The 20,295-nt window shown below is 69.4% G+C and carries 14 protein-coding genes; 10 read left to right on the top strand and 4 right to left on the bottom strand.

Features of this window, described 5'->3' with window-relative positions; all coding sequences use genetic code 11:
- Window positions 1–3: 3 nt before the first annotated feature.
- Window positions 4–1,491: an ABC transporter substrate-binding protein gene (locus tag BM396_RS25025; protein ID WP_043385599.1), complete on the bottom strand. Its 1,488-nt coding sequence runs from the start codon at window positions 1,489–1,491 to the stop codon at window positions 4–6.
- A gap of 393 nt (window positions 1,492–1,884) precedes the next feature.
- Here BM396_RS25025 and BM396_RS25020 point away from each other — a divergent pair, with 393 nt between their 5' ends.
- The 8 genes from BM396_RS25020 to BM396_RS24985 all read left to right on the top strand — a co-directional run bounded on the left by BM396_RS25020 (window position 1,885) and on the right by BM396_RS24985 (window position 12,060).
- Entirely contained in the window at window positions 1,885–2,424 is a 540-nt protein-coding gene (locus BM396_RS25020; protein ID WP_078947135.1) for a PilZ domain-containing protein, read from the top strand.
- A gap of 115 nt (window positions 2,425–2,539) precedes the next feature.
- The gene (locus tag BM396_RS25015) at window positions 2,540–3,148 is read left to right on the top strand and encodes a HupE/UreJ family protein (RefSeq protein ID WP_051976169.1); all 609 of its coding nucleotides are present in this window, start codon (window positions 2,540–2,542) and stop codon (window positions 3,146–3,148) included.
- Between the two features lie 107 nt (window positions 3,149–3,255).
- Window positions 3,256–3,534: a winged helix-turn-helix domain-containing protein gene (locus BM396_RS25010; protein WP_348273029.1), complete on the top strand. Its 279-nt coding sequence runs from the start codon at window positions 3,256–3,258 to the stop codon at window positions 3,532–3,534.
- A 124-nt stretch (window positions 3,535–3,658) separates the two neighbouring features.
- The gene (locus BM396_RS25005; protein WP_043385596.1) at window positions 3,659–4,348 is read left to right on the top strand and encodes a hypothetical protein; all 690 of its coding nucleotides are present in this window, start codon (window positions 3,659–3,661) and stop codon (window positions 4,346–4,348) included.
- Window positions 4,349–4,740: 392 nt separating this feature from the next.
- On the top strand, window positions 4,741–6,390 hold the full coding sequence (locus BM396_RS25000) for a porin (RefSeq protein WP_043385593.1): 1,650 nt from the start codon (window positions 4,741–4,743) through the stop codon (window positions 6,388–6,390).
- A 995-nt stretch (window positions 6,391–7,385) separates the two neighbouring features.
- Window positions 7,386–9,032 (top strand): porin, encoded by a 1,647-nt coding sequence (locus tag BM396_RS24995; RefSeq protein WP_043385590.1) that lies wholly within the window; start codon window positions 7,386–7,388, stop codon window positions 9,030–9,032.
- A gap of 313 nt (window positions 9,033–9,345) precedes the next feature.
- A complete protein-coding gene (locus tag BM396_RS24990; RefSeq protein ID WP_043385588.1) occupies window positions 9,346–10,728 on the top strand; it encodes a 2-hydroxycarboxylate transporter family protein in 1,383 nt (460 codons plus the stop codon).
- A gap of 24 nt (window positions 10,729–10,752) precedes the next feature.
- The gene (locus tag BM396_RS24985) at window positions 10,753–12,060 is read left to right on the top strand and encodes an MFS transporter (RefSeq protein WP_043357373.1); all 1,308 of its coding nucleotides are present in this window, start codon (window positions 10,753–10,755) and stop codon (window positions 12,058–12,060) included.
- 13 nt (window positions 12,061–12,073) lie between these two features.
- Here BM396_RS24985 and BM396_RS24980 read toward each other — a convergent pair whose 3' ends face one another.
- Window positions 12,074–12,727, bottom strand: coding sequence for a GntR family transcriptional regulator (locus tag BM396_RS24980; protein WP_043357372.1), 654 nt, complete (start codon window positions 12,725–12,727; stop codon window positions 12,074–12,076).
- Between the two features lie 116 nt (window positions 12,728–12,843).
- Here BM396_RS24980 and tcuA point away from each other — a divergent pair, with 116 nt between their 5' ends.
- Both tcuA and addB read left to right on the top strand, forming a co-directional pair.
- Window positions 12,844–14,340, top strand: coding sequence for an FAD-dependent tricarballylate dehydrogenase TcuA (tcuA, locus tag BM396_RS24975; protein ID WP_043385585.1), 1,497 nt, complete (start codon window positions 12,844–12,846; stop codon window positions 14,338–14,340).
- Between the two features lie 262 nt (window positions 14,341–14,602).
- Window positions 14,603–17,767: a double-strand break repair protein AddB gene (gene addB, locus BM396_RS24970; protein ID WP_043385584.1), complete on the top strand. Its 3,165-nt coding sequence runs from the start codon at window positions 14,603–14,605 to the stop codon at window positions 17,765–17,767.
- A gap of 176 nt (window positions 17,768–17,943) precedes the next feature.
- Here the strand turns inward: addB and BM396_RS24965 are convergent, their stop codons facing one another.
- Window positions 17,944–19,173: an acyl-CoA dehydrogenase gene (locus tag BM396_RS24965; protein ID WP_043385582.1), complete on the bottom strand. Its 1,230-nt coding sequence runs from the start codon at window positions 19,171–19,173 to the stop codon at window positions 17,944–17,946.
- A gap of 112 nt (window positions 19,174–19,285) precedes the next feature.
- Complete coding sequence (locus tag BM396_RS24960) at window positions 19,286–20,215, bottom strand: AEC family transporter (RefSeq protein WP_043350509.1); 930 nt, start codon at window positions 20,213–20,215, stop codon at window positions 19,286–19,288.
- Between the last annotated feature and the right edge of the window lie 80 nt (window positions 20,216–20,295).

The following is a 20,295-nucleotide window of genomic DNA, read 5'->3' as shown; positions in this document are numbered from 1 at the left end:
GCATCAGTTGAACTTCAGTCCGGTGAAGCGCACGAGCCCGTCCGGATAGGGCACGAAGCCCGAGAGCTTCTGGCTGTAGGCCCAGAGCAGCTTGCGGTGCAGAATGTAGATGCCGGGCCGGTCCTTCAGCACCTGATCGGCCAGGGCCTTCCAGGCGGCCTTGCGCTTGGCCGGATCGATGGTGCCGCGTTCGGCCTGGAGGGCCGCGTCGGCCTCCGGGCTGCAGTATTTGGGATAGTTCAGCGCCGCCTTGCAGGCGAGGAAGCTGTAGGTGTTCCCGTCCGGGTCGGACCGGCCGCTCCAGGAATAGAGCTGCGCCTCGTAATTACCCTTGTCGGCGGCATCGAGCGCCGTGGTGAAGTCCACGGCCTGGATCTTCACGTCGAACCCGGCTTCCTTGGTCATCGCCTGGATCACTTGGCCCACCTGGGGCGACTCGCTGTTGGCGTAGACGGTGAGCGTGATCTGCGGGTTCGGCTTGCCGGCCTCGGCGAGCAGGGCCTTGGCCTTGGCCACGTCCCGCTTCGGGATCGGGTATTCGGCGACGTAGTTCGGGTTCTTCGGGTTGACCCACTGGTTCCCGGCCAGGAACTCGCCGTTGTAAACGACCTGATTGATGGCGTTGCGGTCGATGGCGGCCTCGAAGGCGGCGCGAACCTTCGGGTCGGCCACCGGCGAGCCGGCCTTGTTGGGATTGAACAGGATCTCCTGGAAGCCGAGTTCGGTGGTGGACTCGAGCTTCAGCTTGGCGTCGCGCTTCACCTGCGCAACGTCGGTGGGGGCGAGCCGCTCCAGCAGGTCGAGTTGCCCGGCCCGCAGATTGGTGAGCCGGACCGTGGCGTCTGGGATCGGCCGGAACTCGATCCGCTGGATGTGGATCGCGTCCTTGTTCCAGTAATCGGGGAAGCGTTCGACCACGATCCGGTCCTGCGGCACCCGCTCGACGAACCTGTAGGGACCCGCGCAGACCGGCGCGGAGGCGAACTTGTCACCCAGCCGCTCGGCGGCCTTCGGCGAGACCATCATGCCGGCCCGGTCGGTGAACTGCGCGAGCAGCGGCGCGAAGGGCTGCTTCAGGTTGATGCGGACGGTGAGGTCGTCGACCACGTCCACCGAGTCGATTGGTGCGATCTCCGACCGGCGCTGCGAGCCCGGCATCGTCCTATGCCGCTCGATGGAGTACTTGGCCGCGGCCGCGTCGAGCTTCTCGCCGTCATGGAACAGCACGCCCGGACGCAGGTGCAGGGTCAGCGCCTTCTCGTCCGGCGACAGCTCCCAGGAGGTGGCGAGCTGCGGCACCGGCTTCAGGTCCGGGCCGATATCCACGAGCTTGTCGCACAGGGCGGCGAAGACCATCCGGCTCGCAAAGGTGCGGGCGAGCGTCGGGTCGAGAGCGTCCGGATCCTCCATCATGCCGTAGCGCAGGGTCTGCGCGGCGGCAGGCCCGGCGAGGGTAAAACCGGCAAGGAGGCAGGCGGCGAGACGCAACATGAGACCAGTCCGGATGCAGGCGGAGAGGGCGGCACGGATCGGCCGCAGCCGATCCGGGAGACGGGCGACACTGTCGCGCAGCCTCCTGGCATGCACAATCCCAGGCAGCATCCATGCCATGCGACCAATCTGCATCTTGTATTCGGTTTCCCGCGGCAATCCGGCCCGGGTCTCCCGGCTCAGGCTGGCGCCGCATCTGGTCGGCGCCCTTCGAAGGCCCGGCGCCGACCGCGTTCGCGATGCGAAGGTCCGGCTCGAGAGGGATTGTACAGGGCCTGAGATAAGTCCAATTTTATAGATCGCCTGAACAACCCGGAAAAATTTTGGGCCGCAAAAGACAGCCTGTGTATTCCTATTGATGATGCAGGTGTGATGGTCCGGCGGCACGTCGTCATGTTGCCTGCGTTGTGCTGGAACCAGCGCCGTCGCGACTTCTACGCCGTGACCGCCGACGTCTCGACGGAGGGGATCCGCTTCCGCTCCTCCTCGCTGTTGGCGATCGGCGAGGACCTGACCTGCAGCATCCGCCATGTCGGGACTCTGGAAGCGCGCATCGCCCAAGTGGCCGGTCAGGAATTCGTCGCCTGCGTCCGGGGTGGCCGCGCGATCCTCGCCGACCTCGCCCGACAGTTCGTGACGCTGGCGCGCGCCCAGGACCTGCAGCCGGAGCCGATCCGGGCCCACAAGCGGATCGTGCCGAAGCAGAAGATCGTCCAGGTCACGACGGCCTCCGGACAGGCCTTCCTGGGGCATGTGCTCAACGTTTCAGCCTCCGGGGTGGCGCTGCTCGTCGACCACGAACTGGAGATCGGCGCGACCATCCAGGTGGGGCACAAGGCTGCGACGGTGATGCGCCACTTCGCGCACGGCGTCGGGGTCGCCTTCACGGAGCCGTTCGAGCCGGCTGCGGTCCACGAGGCGATGTCGTTCTGACGCGCCGACCCGGGGCGGCCCGATCCGGGGAGGCGCCCCGCGGCGATGGCCGCCGGCCCCTCGCAGCCGCGGTGGAACGGCGCTACATCTTCGCAGATCCAGCGAAGGATTTCCGATGAAGCGTCTGCTCTCCTCCCGACCCGCCGTGTCCCTGGCGCTCCTGCCGGCCGCGCTCATCCTGCTGCCCCAGGCGGCGCTCGCCCATCCGGGCCACGGAGCCGCGACGGGCGCGGAGGCAGGCTTCCTCCACCCGTTGATGGGCGCCGACCATGTCCTCGCGATGGTGGCGGTCGGCCTCCTCGCCAGCCTGCGCGGCGGACGCGCACTCTGGGCGCTGCCCCTGTCCTTCCTGGCGCTGATGAGCGTGGGGGCCGGCCTGGGCATGGCCGGCTTCGCGCTGCCCCATGTCGAGGTCGGGATCGCGCTCTCCATCGTCGTGTTCGGCCTTGCCGCCATCATCGGCCTGCGCGCGCCGGTCGCCCTCCTGGCCGGCTTGGTCGGCGTCTTCGCGGTGTTCCACGGCTACGCCCACGGGACCGAGATGCCGGAGACCGCCACAGGCCTGACCTTCGGACTCGGCTTCCTGGCGGCCACCGCGCTCCTGCACGCGGCCGGGATCGGCCTCGGCGTCGCGGCGGCCCGGATCGGGGCGACGCGGGCAGCGCCGACCCTCGGCGCCGGCCTCGCCGCGGCCGGTCTCGCCCTTCTGGTGCTGCCCGCCTGAGTGCGGCGGCCGATAGGGTCCCGGGGCGAGCCTCCGCCGCAGGCGAAGGGCCGCGCCTGAGCATTCGCATCGATCTCGGGCCGGGGCACCGCCTCGGTCCCGGCAAGGTGCGGCTTCTGGAGATGATCGCCGAGCACGGCTCCATCGCGGCGGCCGGCCGCGCGCTCGGGATGTCGTACCGGCGGGCGTGGATGCTGGTGGAGGCGATGAACACCGGTTTCGGCCGGCCCGTGGTCGAGGCGCAGACCGGCGGGCGGGCCGGAGGCGGCGCCCGTCTCTCGGACTTCGGAACCGATGTGGTCCGCCGGTACCGGGCCGTGGAGGCGGCCGCGGAGGCGGCGGTCGCCCCGTTCCTGGGGCGGCTCGGGCAGGTCGGGGACACGTAACCGCCCCGGGCCCGGGCGCGATATCCGGGGTGCGATGTCACAGGCCCCCCGGGGCTGACCTCGCCCCAAGCCGCCCCACGTCCCGCCGGTCGCATCGATCCCGGCGGCAGGAAAAGGACCCGACATGACAAAGTTACCGACGCTCGTCCTCGCGAGCCTGCTGGCCGTCGTCACCGGCGCGCAGGCGGCCCCGAAGATCGAGCGCCTGCGCGGCACCGTCGAAGCGGTCTCCGGCGATGGCTTCACCGTGAAGACCCTGGACGGCGCGTCGGAATCCGTGGCGCTCGCCCCCGACGCGAAGGTCTCCTGGGTCGTCCCGTCGAGCCTGGACGCGATCAAGGACGGCGTCTTCATCGGCACGGCCACCAAGGGCGAGCCCCCGGTGGCCCTCGAGGTCGTCCTGTTCCCCGAGGCGATGCGCGGCACCGGCGAGGGGCATTACGACTGGGACATGATTCCCGACCGCACGGCGGCCGGGGCGCCGGTGAAGAGCGCCATGACGAACGGCACCGTGAAGGCGGACGTGCACGCGACCGCGCCGGACGCGCCCCGCGTGAAGAGCGCGATGACCAACGGGACGGTCAAGGCGAGCAGCGGCAGCGCGGAGCGGACCCTCACGGTCGATTACGGCCAGGGCCAGTCCCTGCAGATCCTCGTGCCGCCGCAGGCGCCGGTCGTCAGCTTCGAGCCTGCCACCGCGTCGGCCGTCGCACCCGGCGCTAAGGTCTTCGTGATCGTTGCGCGCGGGGATGACGGCCGCGTCACCGCCCGGCGGGTCGCCGTCGGCAAGGACGGCCTGACGCCGCCCATGTGAGGGAGATCCGCCGGCGCCCCGTCGCCGGCGAATCGCGAGACGCTGATGCGCCGCCCGGCCCGGGATCCGAGTCGGGCGGCGTCCTGCCTGTCGACGCGGCACATAAGCCTGTCAGGACAGCATTCGTGCACATTGCACGACCCGTTGCCGACTAAATCACCCGGGGAATGTTGCGGGGCCGCAACATCACTCTGGAACTGCCAAGGCGCTCACGAATCCTCGTTGCTCGCCGAAACCCGTTCGCACATGGTGATCGTGCACGGGGGCATCGCCAAGCGAGAGCCCGCAGGAGCCTGCCACCTAAGACGCGGGCCAAACCTACAGAACGTGCGGCTAGACCCGGACAACCGGGCACGTCCGCATCATTGGGTCTCGAAGCTTTGGAGATGTCTATGAAGCTCTTGAAGAGCTCATTGCTCGGGTCTGCTGCTGCGTTCGCGGCGGTAGGCGCAGCTCATGCCGCCGACCTCCCGGTCAAGAAGGCGGTTCCGATCGAGTACGTCCGCGTCTGCGGCGCCTACGGCGCCGGCTTCTTCTACATTCCTGGCACCGACACCTGCCTGCGCATCTCGGGCCGCGCCCGGTTCGAGGGCGGCTACATGACCAGCTACTCGCGCCAGGGCAGCAACGGCGACACGTCGGGCTACCAGGGCCGCTTGCGCATCAACATGGATGCCCGCACCCAGACCGCCTACGGCACGCTGCGCGCCTTCGTCCGCCTCGATGCCGGCTCCCGCACCGGCTACTCCGGCGTCGGCACCTCCGGCACCCAGCAGCGCATCGGCCAGGCCTTCCCGGGCCTCGGCATCGACCAGTTCGGCCGCGCCCAGCAGTTCGTGAACGTCGACAAGGCCTTCATCCAGTTCGCCGGCATGACCGCCGGTCGCGCCTCGTCGTTCTTCGACTTCTACGCCCACGACTTCGAGTTCGCCGGCGCCACGCTCGGCTCCGACATCGCCTCGACCAACCTGCTCGCCTACACGGCGACGTTCGGCAACGGCCTGTCCGCCACGATCTCGGCCGAAGATCCGGTCTTCCGCCGCAGCGTGATCTTCTCGCAGACCATCAATCCGGCTGGCGTGACGGTCAACGGCAACCTCGCGAACTTCGCACAGACGTCCTCCCCGGCCGAGGTGTTCATCGGCTACACCAACGGCGTGCCGACCCGGTACAGCTTCGTCGACGTGATCCAGCGCTCGCGCATGCCCGACTTCGTCGGCGCCCTGCGCCTCGACCAGGCCTGGGGCTCGGCTCAGGTCTCGGCCGCCGTCCACGAGCTGAACGTCGGCAACGTGGCGAACGGCGCCGGCACCGGCACCGGCTCGAACATCAGCATCCCGCACGCCAGCAACTCGTACGGCTGGGCGGTGCAGGGCGGCCTGAAGATCAACACGCCGTTCATCGCGCCGGGCGACGCCCTCTACCTGCAGGGCGCCTACGGCTCCGGTGCCCAGATGTACACCGGCTACTGCGCCTTCAGCGGCTGCTACTCGCAGAACCCGGCCACCATCCAGGGCCAGAAGTTCGCGCAGTACATGAACGACGCGACGCTCAACCCGTTCACGGGTCAGCTGGAGCAGTCGACGAGCTTCACCGCGACGGCCTCGTACCTCCACTATTGGTCGCCGGAGTGGCGCTCGGCCTTCTTCGGGTCGTACGGTGAGATGAGCTACGGCAGCGGCGCTCGTCTCGCCCAGGGCGCGGCCTTCGCGCTGGCGAACAACACCGGTGGCAACTCGTTCGGCGTGAACGGCGTCGGCGTGCCGGGCACCCGGTTCTTCCAGCTCAGCGAGGCGCTGCGCGACACCTACCAGTTCGTGGCGGGCGGCAGCATCATCTGGTCGCCGGTGAAGGACCTCGATATCGGTGTCGAGGGCTTCTACACCCAGATCGGCGTCAAGAACGGCCGCGTGATCGACCGCGACAAGAGCCCGACCGCTTACGCCAACGTCGCCGGCATCAACAACGGCACCTTCGTGCCGCGGACCACGACGGCGGACAGCGTCTCCACCTTCCGCTTCCGCGTCCAGCGCGACTTCTAAGCCGCTTCACCGGCGCCGGGGCTTCGGTCTCGGCACCGGTCCCCGTGCTTCAGGAACCTCAAGGCTCGGCTTCGGCCGGGCCTTTTTCGTTGTGGTCGCCCTTTTGGACGCGCGAAACGGCGCGTCGTCACGCGGCCTGATCGAGCTCCACAATCGCGCCTGTCGAGAACGGCGCCGAAACAATTCGGCCGCCCTCCGGCGCCCCGCCCGGCGCACGCGGGCGCCATCTCGCTTCCCCCTTCCCCTATGCGTCAAACCGAGGCGTCGGGCCAACCCGCCGCCTGTTCGGGTCCAGGCCGCACGCCTCTCCACGCCGACGCGGAGCGCGGGTCCGCCTGCTTCGGCAATTCGCGATAGTGCGGATTCCGGGTCGAGAGAGCCGCGCCATCGGCGCACGATCCCCTCTCTCGCCGCCCCGTCCGCGAGCGAAGCCGGGACCCTGTGTCGGGATGAACCGGCCGTGCCCTGGGCCGGGTCAGGGCCCGCGATCCCTTCTCAATCCTGATCGATGGCCCGGACGAGGGCCGCTCGCACGCCGAATCGGCGCCCCGGAATCACGCCGCGCTGCGGGTCCGTAGCGGCCTTCGGCCCGGTCCATCGCGGCTGCTCCGGCGACGCTGAGTGTCCGGAACTGGCGTTTGCAGCCGCCTCGGACGGAGGGATTTCGCGCGCCTCTGCGGTGTCTTTGATCGATGAGATGGCCTCCATCGGGAAGAAGACACTCGATTATTTTGCGGAATGAACAAAGTAAAAATCCAATACGACTTCAGTATTAAAATATAAAATGTTGCTGATCTACAACAAAAACGAAACTGTTGCTCCAATGAGAGATTTCTTGTTGCCCAGATATGATCACGCGCACAGTGTTGTCGACGTATCTGCTCGGCTTGGGACGAAATCAGTGAACGGAGACCCGGATTGGACTCCGTGTTTCCCAAGGGGGAGATAATTACTCTTTCGTTGTGTCGTAAATATTGAGGGATCGGGGGGTCTCAATGAACTATTTGGAATCGGTATTTCTCGGGGCCGTGGCGGTGATCACGACGGTGGGTGTCGCAGAGGCCGCCGACCTGCCGGCCAGGACGGCGGTGCCCGTCGCGTATGTCCGCGTCTGCGGCGCATACGGCCCCGGCTTCTTCTTCATCCCCGGCACCGACACCTGCCTGCGGCTCTCGGGGCGCGCCCGTTTCGAGGGCGGCTACAGAACCAGCTACGGGCGGCAGTTCGGCACGAACCTCGGCGACACGGCCGGATTTCAGGGCCAGATGCGCATCAACCTCGATGCCCGCACCCAGACCGCCTACGGCACGCTCCGCGCCTTCGCGCGCCTCGATGCCATCGCGCGGACGGGCTACATCACGTCCGGGACCCAGCAGCGCATCGGCAACGCTTTTCCGGGCTTGGGCATCGACCAGTTCGGCCGCGACCAGCAGCACGTGAATGCCGACAAGGCGTTCATCCAGTTCGCAGGGCTGACCGCCGGGCGTGCATCCTCGTTCTTCGACTTCTACGCCCACGATTTCGAGATCTACGGTGCCACCGCTGGCTCCGACGTCGCCTCGACGAACCTGCTCGCCTACACGGCGACGTTCGGCAACGGCCTGTCCGCCACGGTCTCGGCGGAAGATCCGGTCTACCGTCGCAGCCCGATCTTCTCGCCGACCAACAATCCGGCGGGTCTCCAGAACAATGCGACGCTCGCGAACTTCGCGCAAACCAGCGCACCCGCGCCGGTGTTCATCGGCTACACCGACGGTCTACCCTCGCGGTACAGCTTCGTCGACGCGATTGAGCGCTCGCGCGTGCCCGACATCGTCGGCGCCCTGCGCCTCGACCAGGCCTGGGGCTCGGCTCAGGTCTCGGCCGCCGTCCACGAGCTGAACGTCGGCAACGTACAGAACGGCGCGGGTATCGGCACCGGCTCCAACCTCAGCATCCCGCACACCAGCACCGCGTATGGCTGGGCGGTCCAGGGCGGCCTGAAGATCAACACCCCGTTCATCGCGCTGGGTGACGCCCTCTACCTGCAAAGTGCCTACAGCAATGGCGCGCAGATCTATGCCGGATATTCGGCCTTCGCCGGTAGCTATACGCAAGCCAGCGCCGGATATCATGGACAGAAATTTAATCAGTATTTCTCGGATGCGACGATCGACCCGTTCACCGGCCAGCTGCGGGAGTCGCGGGCCTTCTCGGCGGTCGCGTCGTTTCTGCATTACTGGACGCCGGAATGGCGCTCGGCCTTTTTCGGATCGTACGGCGAGCAGGATTTCGATCGGAGCGCCCGGCTGGGGCAGGGCGCGATCTTCGGACTGGCGAATCCGAGAGGCGCCAACAGGTTCGGCGCCAGCGCCGTCGGGTTGCCGGGGACACGGTTCTACGCGCTCAGCGAGGCCCTGCGCGACACCTACCAGGTCGTGGCGGGCGCCAGCCTCATCTGGTCACCGGTCCGCGATCTCGATATCGGCGTCGAGGGCTTCTACACCCAGGTCGGCGTGAAAAGCGGCCGCGTGATCGACTTGGACAAGAGCCCCACCGCCTACGCCAACATCCCCGGCATCAACGCCGGCACCTTCGTGCCGCGTACCGTGACGCAGGATTCGGTCTCGCAGGTCCGCTTCCGCGTCCAGCGCGACTTCTGATCGGCAAAGCCGGTGGCGGCGCGCGGTCCCGCCGCTTGCCGCCGTGCCCGCCGACTTCGAGGCCCGGCACCCAGCCGGGCCATTGTCATGCGCACAACGATGGAGAGTGGTCTTTAATCCCGGCTTACGGGACAGGTGGCGCCCTTTGTTCCGCGGGTCGCGTTGCCGCCCATTCTCGACGCTGATACGCCGAATGTCACTTTATCTCCGCCGACCGTGCGGGACTCGACGGACCGCGTCCCATCACGCGGCCGCGACGGCGCGGCGAAAGGCGAAACGGCCCGCAGGCGGCGAGATATCCGGGGGGGACGCCATGACCAGCACCGCTTCGACGAGCCCGATCCCATCACCGTCGAAAGACCGTACCCGAGACGGGCGCGCGACCCGGTTCTGGCCGGACGTGTGGTGGCGCCTCATCGACCTCAAGATCGGCATCATACCGCTCCCGATCTTCGTCGTGCTGGCGATCCTCCTCACCGTTCTGGTCCAAGAGGGCGAGATCAAGCCTGACGGGCCGACCATGATCGCCGTCCTGGTGATGGGCGGCTTCACCTGCGCGGAGATCGGCAAGCGGATCCCGATCCTGAAGAACATCGGGGCCGGCGCGATCTTCGCGACCTTCATCCCCTCGGCGCTCGTCTACTACGCCCTGGTGCCGCCGCAGATGGTGAAGGCGATCACCGATTTCACCAAGTTCACCAACTTCCTCTACATCTACATCGCCACGATCATCGTCGGCTCCATCCTCGGGATGGACCGCGAGGTCCTGATCAAGGGCTTCCTCAAGATCTTCGCGCCGCTCGCCCTCGGCTCGGTGGCGGCGGCCCTGGTCGGCACGCTGGTCGGCACGCTCCTCGGCCTCGGCCCCTACAAGACGTTCTTCTTCATCGTCGTGCCGATCATGGCCGGCGGTGTCGGCGAGGGGGCGATCCCGCTCTCCATCGGCTACGCGGCGATCCTGGGCGTGCAGCAGGGCGTCGTCTTCGCCCAGGTTCTGCCGCCGGTGATGCTGGGCTCGCTCACGGCGATCATCCTGTCGGGCACGCTCAATTCCGTCGGCAAGCGCTACCCGCACCTCACCGGCGAGGGGCGGCTCCAGCCCGATTCGGACGAGATGAAATCCAGCGATGCGCAGGCCAAGTCCGAGGCCGCACGCGGTCAGATCGACCCCGCCACGATCGGCGCGGCCGGGCTGACGGCGATCACCCTCTACCTGCTCGGCGTCATGGCCCACCACCTCGTCGGCCTGCCGGCCCCCGTGGCGATGCTGTTCCTGGCCGTATTCGCCAAGCTCGCCAGCGCGGTGTCGCCCCATCTCCAGGCGGGCGGCTTCGTGGTCTACAAGTTCGTGCAGGTCTCGATGACCTACCCGCTGCTCTTCGCCATCGGCGTGGCGATGACGCCCTGGCACGAGTTGATGGCCGCCTTCACGCTGGTGAACCTGATCACCATCGTGTCGACCGTGGCGACGCTGATGACCGTGGGCTTCGTCGTCGGGCGCTGGCTCGGGATGTACCCGATCGAGACCGCCATCGTGAACGCCTGCCACAGCGGCCAGGGCGGCACCGGCGACGTGGCGATCCTCACGGCGGCCAACCGCATGGCGCTGATGCCCTTCGCGCAGATCGCCACCCGGATCGGCGGCGCGCTGACCGTGACCGGCACCATCATCGCCATGAAGTGGATCGGTGCCTGACGGGCACCCGGAAAGGACGTCGTCATGGCCGGTGATCCCGGGGCCGTCGAGGCCACCCTCAAGTCCAGGATCGGAGCGATCCTCCGCTCGACCAGCGGCAACTTCCTGGAGATGTTCGATTTCTTCCTGTTCGGCTTCTACGCCACCTATATCGCGCGGGCGTTCTTCCCGGCGGGCAACGAGACCACCGAGCTGCTCCTGACCTTCGGCACGTTCTGGCTCGGGGCGCTGATGCGGCCGCTCGGGGCGATCGTGCTGGGCGCCTATATCGACCGGATCGGGCGCCGGAAGGGCCTGATCATCACGCTCGCGATCATGGCGAGCGGCACGGTGCTCATCGCCTTCTGCCCGAGCTACGACACGATCGGCGTCGCGGCCCCGCTGATCGTGCTCGCCGGGCGCCTGCTCCAGGGCTTCTCGGCGGGCGTCGAGATCGGCGGCGTCTCGATCTACCTGTTCGAGATCGCCACGCCCGGGCGGCGCGGCTTCTACACCTCGTTCCAGTCGGCGAGCCAGCAGGTGGCGATCATGTTCGCCGCCTTGATCGGCTACGGGCTGAACGCCTTCCTGACCAAGCAGCAGATCGGCGATTTCGGCTGGCGCATCCCGTTCCTGATCGGCTGCCTGATCGTGCCGTTCATCTTCTTCATCCGGCGCTCGCTCCAGGAGACGCAGGAATTCGCCAAGCGGACCCGCCACCCGACCACCCGCGAGATCCTCACCACGGTGGCCGCCAACTGGCGGATCGTGCTGCTCGGCATGATGCTGACCACGATGACCACGGTGACCTTCTACATGATCACCGTCTACACCCCGACCTTCGGCAGGAACGTCCTCAAGCTCACCGAGACTGACAGCCTGATCGTGACGCTGTTCGTGGCGATCACCAACTTCATCTGGCTGCCCGTGGGCGGAGCCCTGTCGGACGCGATCGGGCGCAAGCCGGTGCTGCTGACGATCTCGACCCTGTCGCTGCTGACGACCTACCCGGCGCTGCACTGGCTCGTGGCCGATCCGACCTTCGGCAAGATGCTCGCCGTCGAGCTGTGGTTCTCGTTCTTCTTCGGCGTCTACAACGGCGCGATGGTGGTCTCCCTCTCCGAGGTGGTGCCGGCCCATGTCCGCGCCAGCGGCTTCTCGCTGGCCTACAGCCTCGCCACCGCGCTGTTCGGCACGGCCACGCCGATGGTCTCCACCTTCCTGATCGAGAAGACCGGCGACCGGGCGGCGCCGAGCTACTGGCTCATGGCGGCGGCCGCCTGCGGCATCGTCGCGACGCTCGCGCTGTTCCGGGGCCGGCCGGGACTGGGGCGCGTGCCCGCCCACGCCTGAGGACGATCGCCGCTCAGCTCTCCTGCCAGATCCGGATCCGGGCCTTGAACGCGGCCCGGATATGCGCCCGGGCCGCCGCTTCTGCGCCGTCTGCATCGTGCGCCCGGATCGCCGCCACGATGGCGGCATGTTCGGTGAGCGACTCCGCGGCGCGGTCGGGGGCCGCCAGCGTGGTGGCGCCCGGCAGCAGCACCAGGGACAGGCGCATCGTCTCCAGCGTGCTCTGCAGGAAGCGGTTGCGCGCCGCTCCGTGGATCTGCCGGTGGAACAGACGGTTGGTCCGCGCGAGCGCTGGCGCGTCCCCCAGCAGCGTCCGGTCCCGGGCGACCATCTCCTCCAGGATCTCGGTCTCGACCGCGCTCGCATGGATCGCTGCGAGGCGGGCGGCCGTCCCCTCCAGCACCTCGCGCAGATCGTAGAGTTCGCTCACCTGCCCGTAATCGAGCTGCGCCACGCTGGCGCCCCGGTGCGGCTCGTGCGCGACGAGGCCCTGCGCCTCCAGCCGGCCCAGCGCCTCGCGCACCGGCGTGCGGCTGATCTGAAACCGCTCGGCCAGCTCCGCCTCGCGCAGGCGGCTGCCGGGCGCGAGTTCGCCCTCCTCGATCGCCCGCAGCAGCCGCTCATAGGCGCCGGCGCCGCTGGAGCGCTCCGATTCGCTCGCCTTCATTCCCGGCTCTCCTCGGCTTGGCCATAGCCCGAAACCGACGCCGCCGAAACGCTTGCGGCATATTGCATGCACTCGTATACAATGCTGCGAGGCCGAACGGCGAAGAGGAGGTTGGCATGCAACGCCCGGGCGACGCGCAGTGGGACGTGGTGGTGGTCGGGTCGGGAAACGCCGCCATGAGTGCCGGGCTCGCCGCCCTGGAGCGTGGAGCCTCGGTGCTGATGATCGAGAAGGCGGAGCAGGATCTCGCCGGCGGCAACACCGCCTACACGGCGGGCGCCATGCGCTTCGTCTACGCGGGCAACGACGACCTGATCCCGCTGCTGGCCGACCCCGAGGATCCGCGCCTGCCGCGCACCGATTTCGGCGCCTATACGGCGCAGACGTTCGAGAAGGACCTGCTCGGCTTCAACGACGGGCGGCCGCTGTCGCGCGAGCAGCGCATCCTGATCGACGAGAGCGGCGCGGCCCTGCGCTGGCTGGCGACGCAGGGCGTGAAGTTCGAGCCGATCTACTCTCGGCAATCCTTCGAGAAGGAGGGGCGCTTCGTATTCTGGGGCGGCCTGACGCTCGCCACCCACGACGAGGGCTTCGGCCTCGCCCGGACCGAGCTCGAGGCCTTCACCGAGGCCGGCGGTACGATCCGCTACGGCTGCCCGGCCACCGGGCTGACCGTCGAGGACGGACGCGTCGTCGGCGTGGAGACGCCGCAGGGAGCCTTCCGCGCCAAGGCCGTGGTGCTCGCCTGCGGCGGCTTCGAGTCGAACGCCGCCCTGCGGACGCGCTTCATCGGCGAGGGCTGGGACAAGGCCCGGGTGCGCGGCACGCCGCACAACCAGGGCGACGGGCTCCAGATGGCCCTGGACCTCGGCGCGAAGGCCCACGGCTTCTACGGCGGCTGCCACGCCACGCCGATGGACCTGCACACGCCCGATTACGGCAACCTCGACCTGCCGCACGGCGAGCGCAAGCACTACCGGAAGATCTGCTACTTCCTGGGGCTGATGCTCAACGCGAACGGCGAGCGGTTCGTCGACGAGGGCAAGGATTTCCGCAACTACACCTATGCCCAGTTCGGCCGCGCGATCATGGAGCAGCCCGGCCACGTGGCCTGGCAGATCTTCGACGCCAAGGTCGATCACCTGCTCTACAGCGAGTACCGGTTCCACGACGCGCATTTCGTCGAGGCGGATACCCTGGACGGGCTCCTCGACAGGCTCGACGGCATCGACCGCGCAGCCGCGAAGAGGACCATCGCGGATTTCAACGCCGCCGTGGACGGGACCGTGCCGTTCGACCCGACCGTCAAGGACGGGCGCGGCACGAAGGGTCTCGCCCTGCCGAAGTCGAACTGGGCCCAGACGATCGAGACCGGGCCGTTCAAAGCCTACCCGGTCACCGGCGGCATCACCTTCACCTATGGCGGCGTCGAGGTCGGCGACGATGGCGGCGTGAAGCGCGAGGACGGCCGTGCGATCCCTGGCCTCTACGCCTGCGGCGAGATGGTGGGCGGCGTGTTCTTCAACGGCTATCCCGGCGGCTCGGGGCTGACTTCCGGCGTCGTGTTCGGCCGCCGCGCCGGCTACGGCGCCGCCGCGGGGGCGCGGGGCTGAGGACCCTCGGCCGAGCGCGACCGGCTCCGTCTTCCGTGGGGGCTAGGGTGCTTGCCCATCGGCCCGGACCGGGCCCGACGCGCCCCCCCTTTCCCGCGTGGGGGAGGGGACCCGCGCGTCCTCCGGTGCCCGTGCTGCCAGACTGAGATGTGAATCCGGTCGCCCGCAGACGGGGGAGGGCGCGTGGGAGACCCGTCCGATCCCCGCATCTCGACCCCGCGCCCCCTGTCCGAGCCGCCTCGGCGGGCGTAGAAGCCCGCCCATGCCCGCCCGACACGCCGTCTTCACCATCTCCCGCGGCGTCCCGTTCCTTCCGACGCTCGCCGAGGCGCTGCTCTCCGGCCGGCTCGTCGGGCCGGTCGCGGACGATCCGCTGGCGCTCGCCGCCGTCACGATCTACCTGCCGACCCGCCGCGCCGCCCGGGCGCTCGGCGCGATCCTGGCCGAGAGGCTTGGCCGGGACGCGCCCGGTCGGGCCACCCTACTGCCGCGGATGATTCCTCTCGGGGAGGCCGACGAGGCGGAACTCGACCTCGCCGCCGAGCCGCTGCTGGAGGCCAACGCCGATCCCCTGAGCGCGCCGATGCCTCCGCTGGAGCGCCGGCTGATCCTCGCCCGCCTCGTCCAGGCCTGGGCCAAGACCGTCGACCGGACCCTGCTGCCGCTGGACGCCGAGGTGCCGTTCCTCGTGCCGTCCTCCCCGGCCGACGCGGTCGGCCTCGCCGGTGATCTCGAACGGCTGATGGACGCCCTCACCGTCGAGGGTCTGCCCTGGTCGGAGATCGGCGCCGCCGTCGAGGCCGAATATTCCCGCTACTTCGGCCTGACCCTCGACTTCGTGAAGATCGCCGCCGAGAACTGGCCGAAGCTTCTGTCCGAGCGGGGCCTCGCCGATCCCGTCGCCCGCGCCCGCGGCCTCGTGCTGGCCGAGGAGCGGCGTCTGTCGCGCAATGCGACGCCGGACCCCGTGATCGTCGCCGGCTCGCTCGGCTCGGTCCCCGCCACCGCCCGCCTCATCGCCGCCGTAGCGAAGCTGCCGCGGGGCGCGGTGGTGCTGCCCGGGCTCGACCTCGACCTCGACGCGGCCGGCTGGGACGGCATCGACACCGGCGAGGGCTTTTCCCGCGTCATCGCGCACGGCCACCCGCAGGCGGTGCTGCACCGGCTGCTCGGGCCTGAGAACCTCAACCTGGACCGCGCGGAGATCGTCGCCCTCGGCGCGCCCGACGCCGGCCAGGCTGCGCGGGCCGCGCTCTTGTCGCAGGCTCTGCGGCCGGCCGACACGACCGACGCCTGGGCCGCCCTCGACCCGGCCGAGCGCGACACCGTCGCCCGGCGCGGCCTCGAAGGACTGGCGCTGGCCGAGGCCGCCGACGAGCGCGAGGAGGCGCTGGTCGCGGCGTTGGCGCTGCGCGAGACCCTCCAGACCCCCGGCGCCACCGTGGCCCTCATCACGCCCGACCGGGGGCTCGCCGGCCGGGTCGCCGTCGAACTCCTGCGCTGGGGCATCGTCGCCGAGGATTCCGCCGGCCTGTCCCTGGCCGGAAGCCCGGCCGGGCGGCTCGCCCGGCTCGCCGCGGAACTCGCCGCCGATCTCGCCCGCAGCCAGGCGGACACGATCCCGGCCCGGCTGATCGCGCTGCTCTCGCACCCGATGGTCCATCTTGGTCTGCCACGCGCGGAGGTGGTCCGGGGTGCCGCGGCCCTGGAGATCGGGCTGCTGCGCGGCCCGGTTCCGGCCCCGGGTTTCGACGGCCTGCGCCATGCCCTCGCCGCCGAGCGCGCCGGACCGCCCGAGCGCCGACCCCGGGCCAAGCGCCGCCTGAAGGATATCGACTGGGACTTGGCCGCGGACCTGCTCGACCGGCTGGATCTGGTGTTCCGGGATTTCCCGGGCCCGGACGGGGCGGGGGCGTGCGACCTCGTGGCGACGGCTGCACGCCATCGGGAGGCCTGTGACCGGCTGATCGCCGGGCCGGAGGACGCCCCCGAGGAGGAGCCGGACGGATCCCTGTCCTGCCTCGACGCCCTGTTCGACGATCTGGAGATGGCCGAGCCCGACCTGATGCCGGGTCGGTTCGACGATTACGCCACCTTCTTCACGTCGCTTGCCCGGGAACGCACCGTCGCCTGCTCGGGCGAGGCGCCGCATCCGCGGCTGCGCATCCTCGGCCTGCTGGAGGCGCGCCTGCTCTCTGTCGACCGGGTGGTGCTCGGCGGGCTCGACGAGGGCGTCTGGCCGGTGCGCACGCTGACCGATTCGTTCCTCAACCGGCCGATGCGCGAGCGGGTCGGCCTCAACCCGCCCGAGCGGCGGATCGGGCAGATGGCCCACGATTTCGTGCAGGCGCTGGGCTGCCGGGACGCGGTGATCACCCGGGCCCTAAAGCGCGAAGGCGCGCCGACCGTGCCGTCGCGGCTGATCCAGCGCATGCGCGCGCTCTCGGGCGACGCAACCTGGGAGACGGTCCTGGACGCCGGGCGCCGGTTCAACGGCCTCGCGGCCCGGCTCGACGCCGCCCCGCCGGAGCCGCGGCTGAAGCGCCCCGCGCCCAAGCCGGACCCGGCGCTGTTTCCGCGCTCCCTCAGCGTCACCGAGATCGAGACGCTGGTGCGCGATCCCTACAGCATCTTCGCCCGCCACGTGCTCGGGCTCGACCCTCTCGATCCGCTGGCGGCGGCGCCGAGCGTCGCGACCCGCGGCTCCCTGGTGCACGAGGTCTTCGCCGAGTTCGCCCGCCGGCATCCGCAGGATCTGCCCCCGGATCCGGCGGAGCGCCTCCTGAACCTCGCGGTGAACGCCTTCGCGGAGATCGAGGCGGAGTACCCGAACCTCTACGCCGAGTGGTGGCCGCGCTACGAGCGCATGGCCGCGGCCTATCTCGACTGGGAGACGCAGCGCCGGCCCGGGCTGAGCCGGATCCACCCCGAGGTTTCCGGGCGCTGGGTGATCCCGATGGGCCGGGAGACCTTCACGCTGCGCGCCCGGGCCGACCGGATCGAGCTGCGCCCGGACGGCACTGCCTGCATCGTCGACTACAAGACCGGCACGCCACCCTCTGCCAAGCAGATCTTCTCCGGCTTCTCGCCGCAGCTCACCCTGGAGGCCGCGATGCTCATGCACGGCGCCTTCGCGGATCTGCCGGCCGTGACGGTGACGCCGGACCTGTTCTACGTCCACGCCTCGGGCGGGCGTAAGCCCTTCGTGCCGGTGCCGGTGAAGCCGCCGAGAGGCGAGGAGCGCGCCGTCGCGGCGATCGTGGCCGAGCACGCCGAGCGGCTGCGGGGTCTGGTCGCCCGGTTCATGACCGGCGAGGCCGCCTATACGGCGCGCCCCTATCCGCAATACGCCAGCAAGTACGGTGCCTACGATCACCTCGCCCGGGTGCTGGAATGGTCGCTGGGCGGGGAGGAGGGCGGGGAGTGACGCCGTCCCATCGGGCCGAACTCATCCCGCCCGCGCCCGCATCCTGAGACGCCGGATCGCCGCTAACGCCTCGAAGGCGGAGTCCGCACGGCGCCGCGATCCCTGGGCTCCGCTTTCGAGGCGGTTCCGCTGCACCTCGGGATGCGGGATCGGCTGGCAGGCGCGTCCCCCGGGGCTCAGAAGAACGCCTGCAGCCCCGTCTGCGCTCGGCCCAGGATCAGGGCGTGGACGTCGTGGGTGCCCTCGTAGGTGTTCACCGTCTCGAGGTTCTGGGCATGGCGCATCACGTGGTACTCGCCCATGATGCCGTTGCCGCCGTGCATGTCCCGAGCGGTGCGGGCGATGTCCAGCGCCTTGCCGCAATTGTTGCGCTTGACCAGCGAGATCATCTCCGGCGCCATCTTGCCCTCGTCCATCAGCCGCCCGACCCGCAGCGAGGCCTGGAGGCCCAGCGCGATCTCGGTCTGCATGTCGGCGAGCTTCTTCTGGACGAGCTGGGTCTGCGCCAGGGGGCGACCGAACTGCTTGCGCTCCAGCGTGTAGGTGCGGGCGCGGTGCCAGCAATCCTCGGCGGCGCCCATCGTGCCCCAGGAGATGCCGTAGCGCGCCCGGTTGAGGCAGCCGAACGGCCCCTTCAGCCCCGAGACGTTCGGCAGCAGCGCGTCCTCGCCGACCTCGACGCCCTCCATGACGATCTCGCCGGTGGTGGAGGCCCGCAGGGACAGCTTGCCCTTGAGCGTCGGAGCCGAGAGGCCCTTCATGCCCTTCTCGAGGACGAAACCGCGGATCGCGCCCTCGTGCGCGTCGGACTTCGCCCAGACCACGAACACGTCCGCGAAGGGCGCGTTCGAGATCCACATCTTGGCGCCGGTGAGCCGGTAGCCGCCGTCGATCTTCTCGGCCTTGGTCTTCATGCCGGCCGGATCCGAGCCGGCATCGGGCTCCGTGAGGCCGAAGCAGCCGATCCATTCCCCCGAGGCGAGCTTCGGCAGGAACTTCTGGCGCTGCTCCTCCGAGCCGTAGGCGTGGATCGGGTACATCACGAGGGAGGATTGCACGCTCATCATCGAGCGGTAGCCGGAATCCACCGCCTCGACGGCGCGCGCCACCAGCCCGTAGGCGACGTAGGACGCGCCGGCGCATCCATACTCCTCCGGCAGGGTGACGCCGAGGAGGCCCAGTTCGCCCATCTTGCGGAACAGGCCCGGATCGGTCGTCTCGTTCGCGTAGGCCTCGACGATCCCGGGCAGGAGCTGCTCCTGCGCGAAGCTCTGGGCGACATCGCGGATCGCCCGCTCATCCTCGGTGAGCTGATCCTCCAGCAGGAAGGGATCGTCCCAAACGAAGCGGGGCGAGGCCGGGGCCGACGGGGAGGCGCTGCCCGGAGGGCGCATCGGAGCGTTCATCGAAATTCCTCGCCTGCAGGGATGCGTCGGGCCTCGCGGACCCGCGCTTGCGCCTACCCTAGACCCGGAAAACGCCCCGTCCAACGCGCGCGGTGACGCCGGGGCGCCGCCGTCATGCCCGGCCGAGGAGCATCAGCCACGCTAGGGTGGTGAGCGGCGCCAGCAGGGTCGAGACCAGCACGGAGGCCGCTACCATCCCGGTTTCGGTCTTGTAGCGCGCCGCCAGCAGGTAGGCGTTGATCCCCACCGGCATGGCGGCGAACAGGGTCGCGACGCCCGCATAGGCGGCCGGCATCGCGAAGACGTGGAAGGCCAGGATCCAGACCGCCAGCGGGTGCAGGAGGTTCTTCAGGAGGGCGATGACCAGGGCGCCCTTGAGGTCGAACAGCACCCGGTAGCGCTTCAGGCCGGCTCCGAGCGCCACCAGCGCACAGGTGGAGGCGGTGCCCGCGAAGGCGTCGATGAGCGATCGGGCGGTGCCGACAGGCGCGAGACCGAGCCCCTTCATCGCCATGCCGATCAGGAGCGCCACGAAGATCGGGTTGCGCAGCAGCACCAGGGCGAGCCCCCGGATCCGCGCCAGGACCGGCAGGCCGGAATCGGATTCGATCAGGAAGGTGGCGCTGCCCATCATCAGCGGCAGGTGGACGGCGAGCAGCATGAACAGCGGGAAGGCGCCCTCCTCGCCATAGGCCTGGAGGATCATCGGCACGCCGACGAACACCGTGTTCGACTGGCTCGCCGCGAAGCCGTGCAGGATGGCGCCCCGCCGCTCGATCCCGGCGCGCCGCCGGGCGATCAGCGTGCCGACGAACCACGAGATCGCGGCGCCGCCGAAATACGCGACCCAGTAGGACCATGTGACGGTCCCGCTCATGCCGGGCTTGGTCAGCGTGGCGATGATCAGGGCCGGGACGGCGACGGCGAAGACGTATTCCGACAGACCGTCGCTCACCTTGTCGGAGAGAAGGCCCGCGAGGGCTGCCGCCCAGCCGATCAGGACGATCCCGAAGATCGGGGCGATGATGGCGAGGGCGTTCACGGATCCGGGCGGCGTGCGGGAAGGCGGGGATGACCGCCCTTAGCACGCCGCCTCGGTCCTATGCCTCGGCGCCGGGAGAA

Source organism: Methylobacterium sp. UNCCL125, from assembly GCF_900116795.1.
GTDB lineage: Bacteria > Pseudomonadota > Alphaproteobacteria > Rhizobiales > Beijerinckiaceae > Methylobacterium > Methylobacterium fujisawaense.
The sequence above is the reverse complement of the archived record's forward strand: the minus strand, read 5'-3'. Positions and strand labels throughout refer to the sequence as shown.

Bases quoted from the DNA above. Each gene is read 5' to 3' on its own strand.
- BM396_RS25025 (WP_043385599.1), bottom strand. From the start codon at position 1,491: ATGTTGCGTCTCGCCGCCTGCCTCCTTGCCGGTTTTACCCTCGCCGGG.
- BM396_RS24990 (WP_043385588.1), top strand. From the start codon at position 9,346: ATGACCAGCACCGCTTCGACGAGCCCGATCCCATCACCGTCGAAAGAC.
- BM396_RS25000 (WP_043385593.1), top strand. From the start codon at position 4,741: ATGAAGCTCTTGAAGAGCTCATTGCTCGGGTCTGCTGCTGCGTTCGCG.
- BM396_RS25005 (WP_043385596.1), top strand. From the start codon at position 3,659: ATGACAAAGTTACCGACGCTCGTCCTCGCGAGCCTGCTGGCCGTCGTC.
- BM396_RS24995 (WP_043385590.1), top strand. From the start codon at position 7,386: ATGAACTATTTGGAATCGGTATTTCTCGGGGCCGTGGCGGTGATCACG.
- BM396_RS25015 (WP_051976169.1), top strand. From the start codon at position 2,540: ATGAAGCGTCTGCTCTCCTCCCGACCCGCCGTGTCCCTGGCGCTCCTG.
- BM396_RS24965 (WP_043385582.1), bottom strand. From the start codon at position 19,173: ATGAACGCTCCGATGCGCCCTCCGGGCAGCGCCTCCCCGTCGGCCCCG.
- tcuA (WP_043385585.1), top strand. From the start codon at position 12,844: ATGCAACGCCCGGGCGACGCGCAGTGGGACGTGGTGGTGGTCGGGTCG.
- BM396_RS25020 (WP_078947135.1), top strand. From the start codon at position 1,885: ATGTTGCCTGCGTTGTGCTGGAACCAGCGCCGTCGCGACTTCTACGCC.
- addB (WP_043385584.1), top strand. From the start codon at position 14,603: ATGCCCGCCCGACACGCCGTCTTCACCATCTCCCGCGGCGTCCCGTTC.
- BM396_RS24985 (WP_043357373.1), top strand. From the start codon at position 10,753: ATGGCCGGTGATCCCGGGGCCGTCGAGGCCACCCTCAAGTCCAGGATC.
- BM396_RS24980 (WP_043357372.1), bottom strand. From the start codon at position 12,727: ATGAAGGCGAGCGAATCGGAGCGCTCCAGCGGCGCCGGCGCCTATGAG.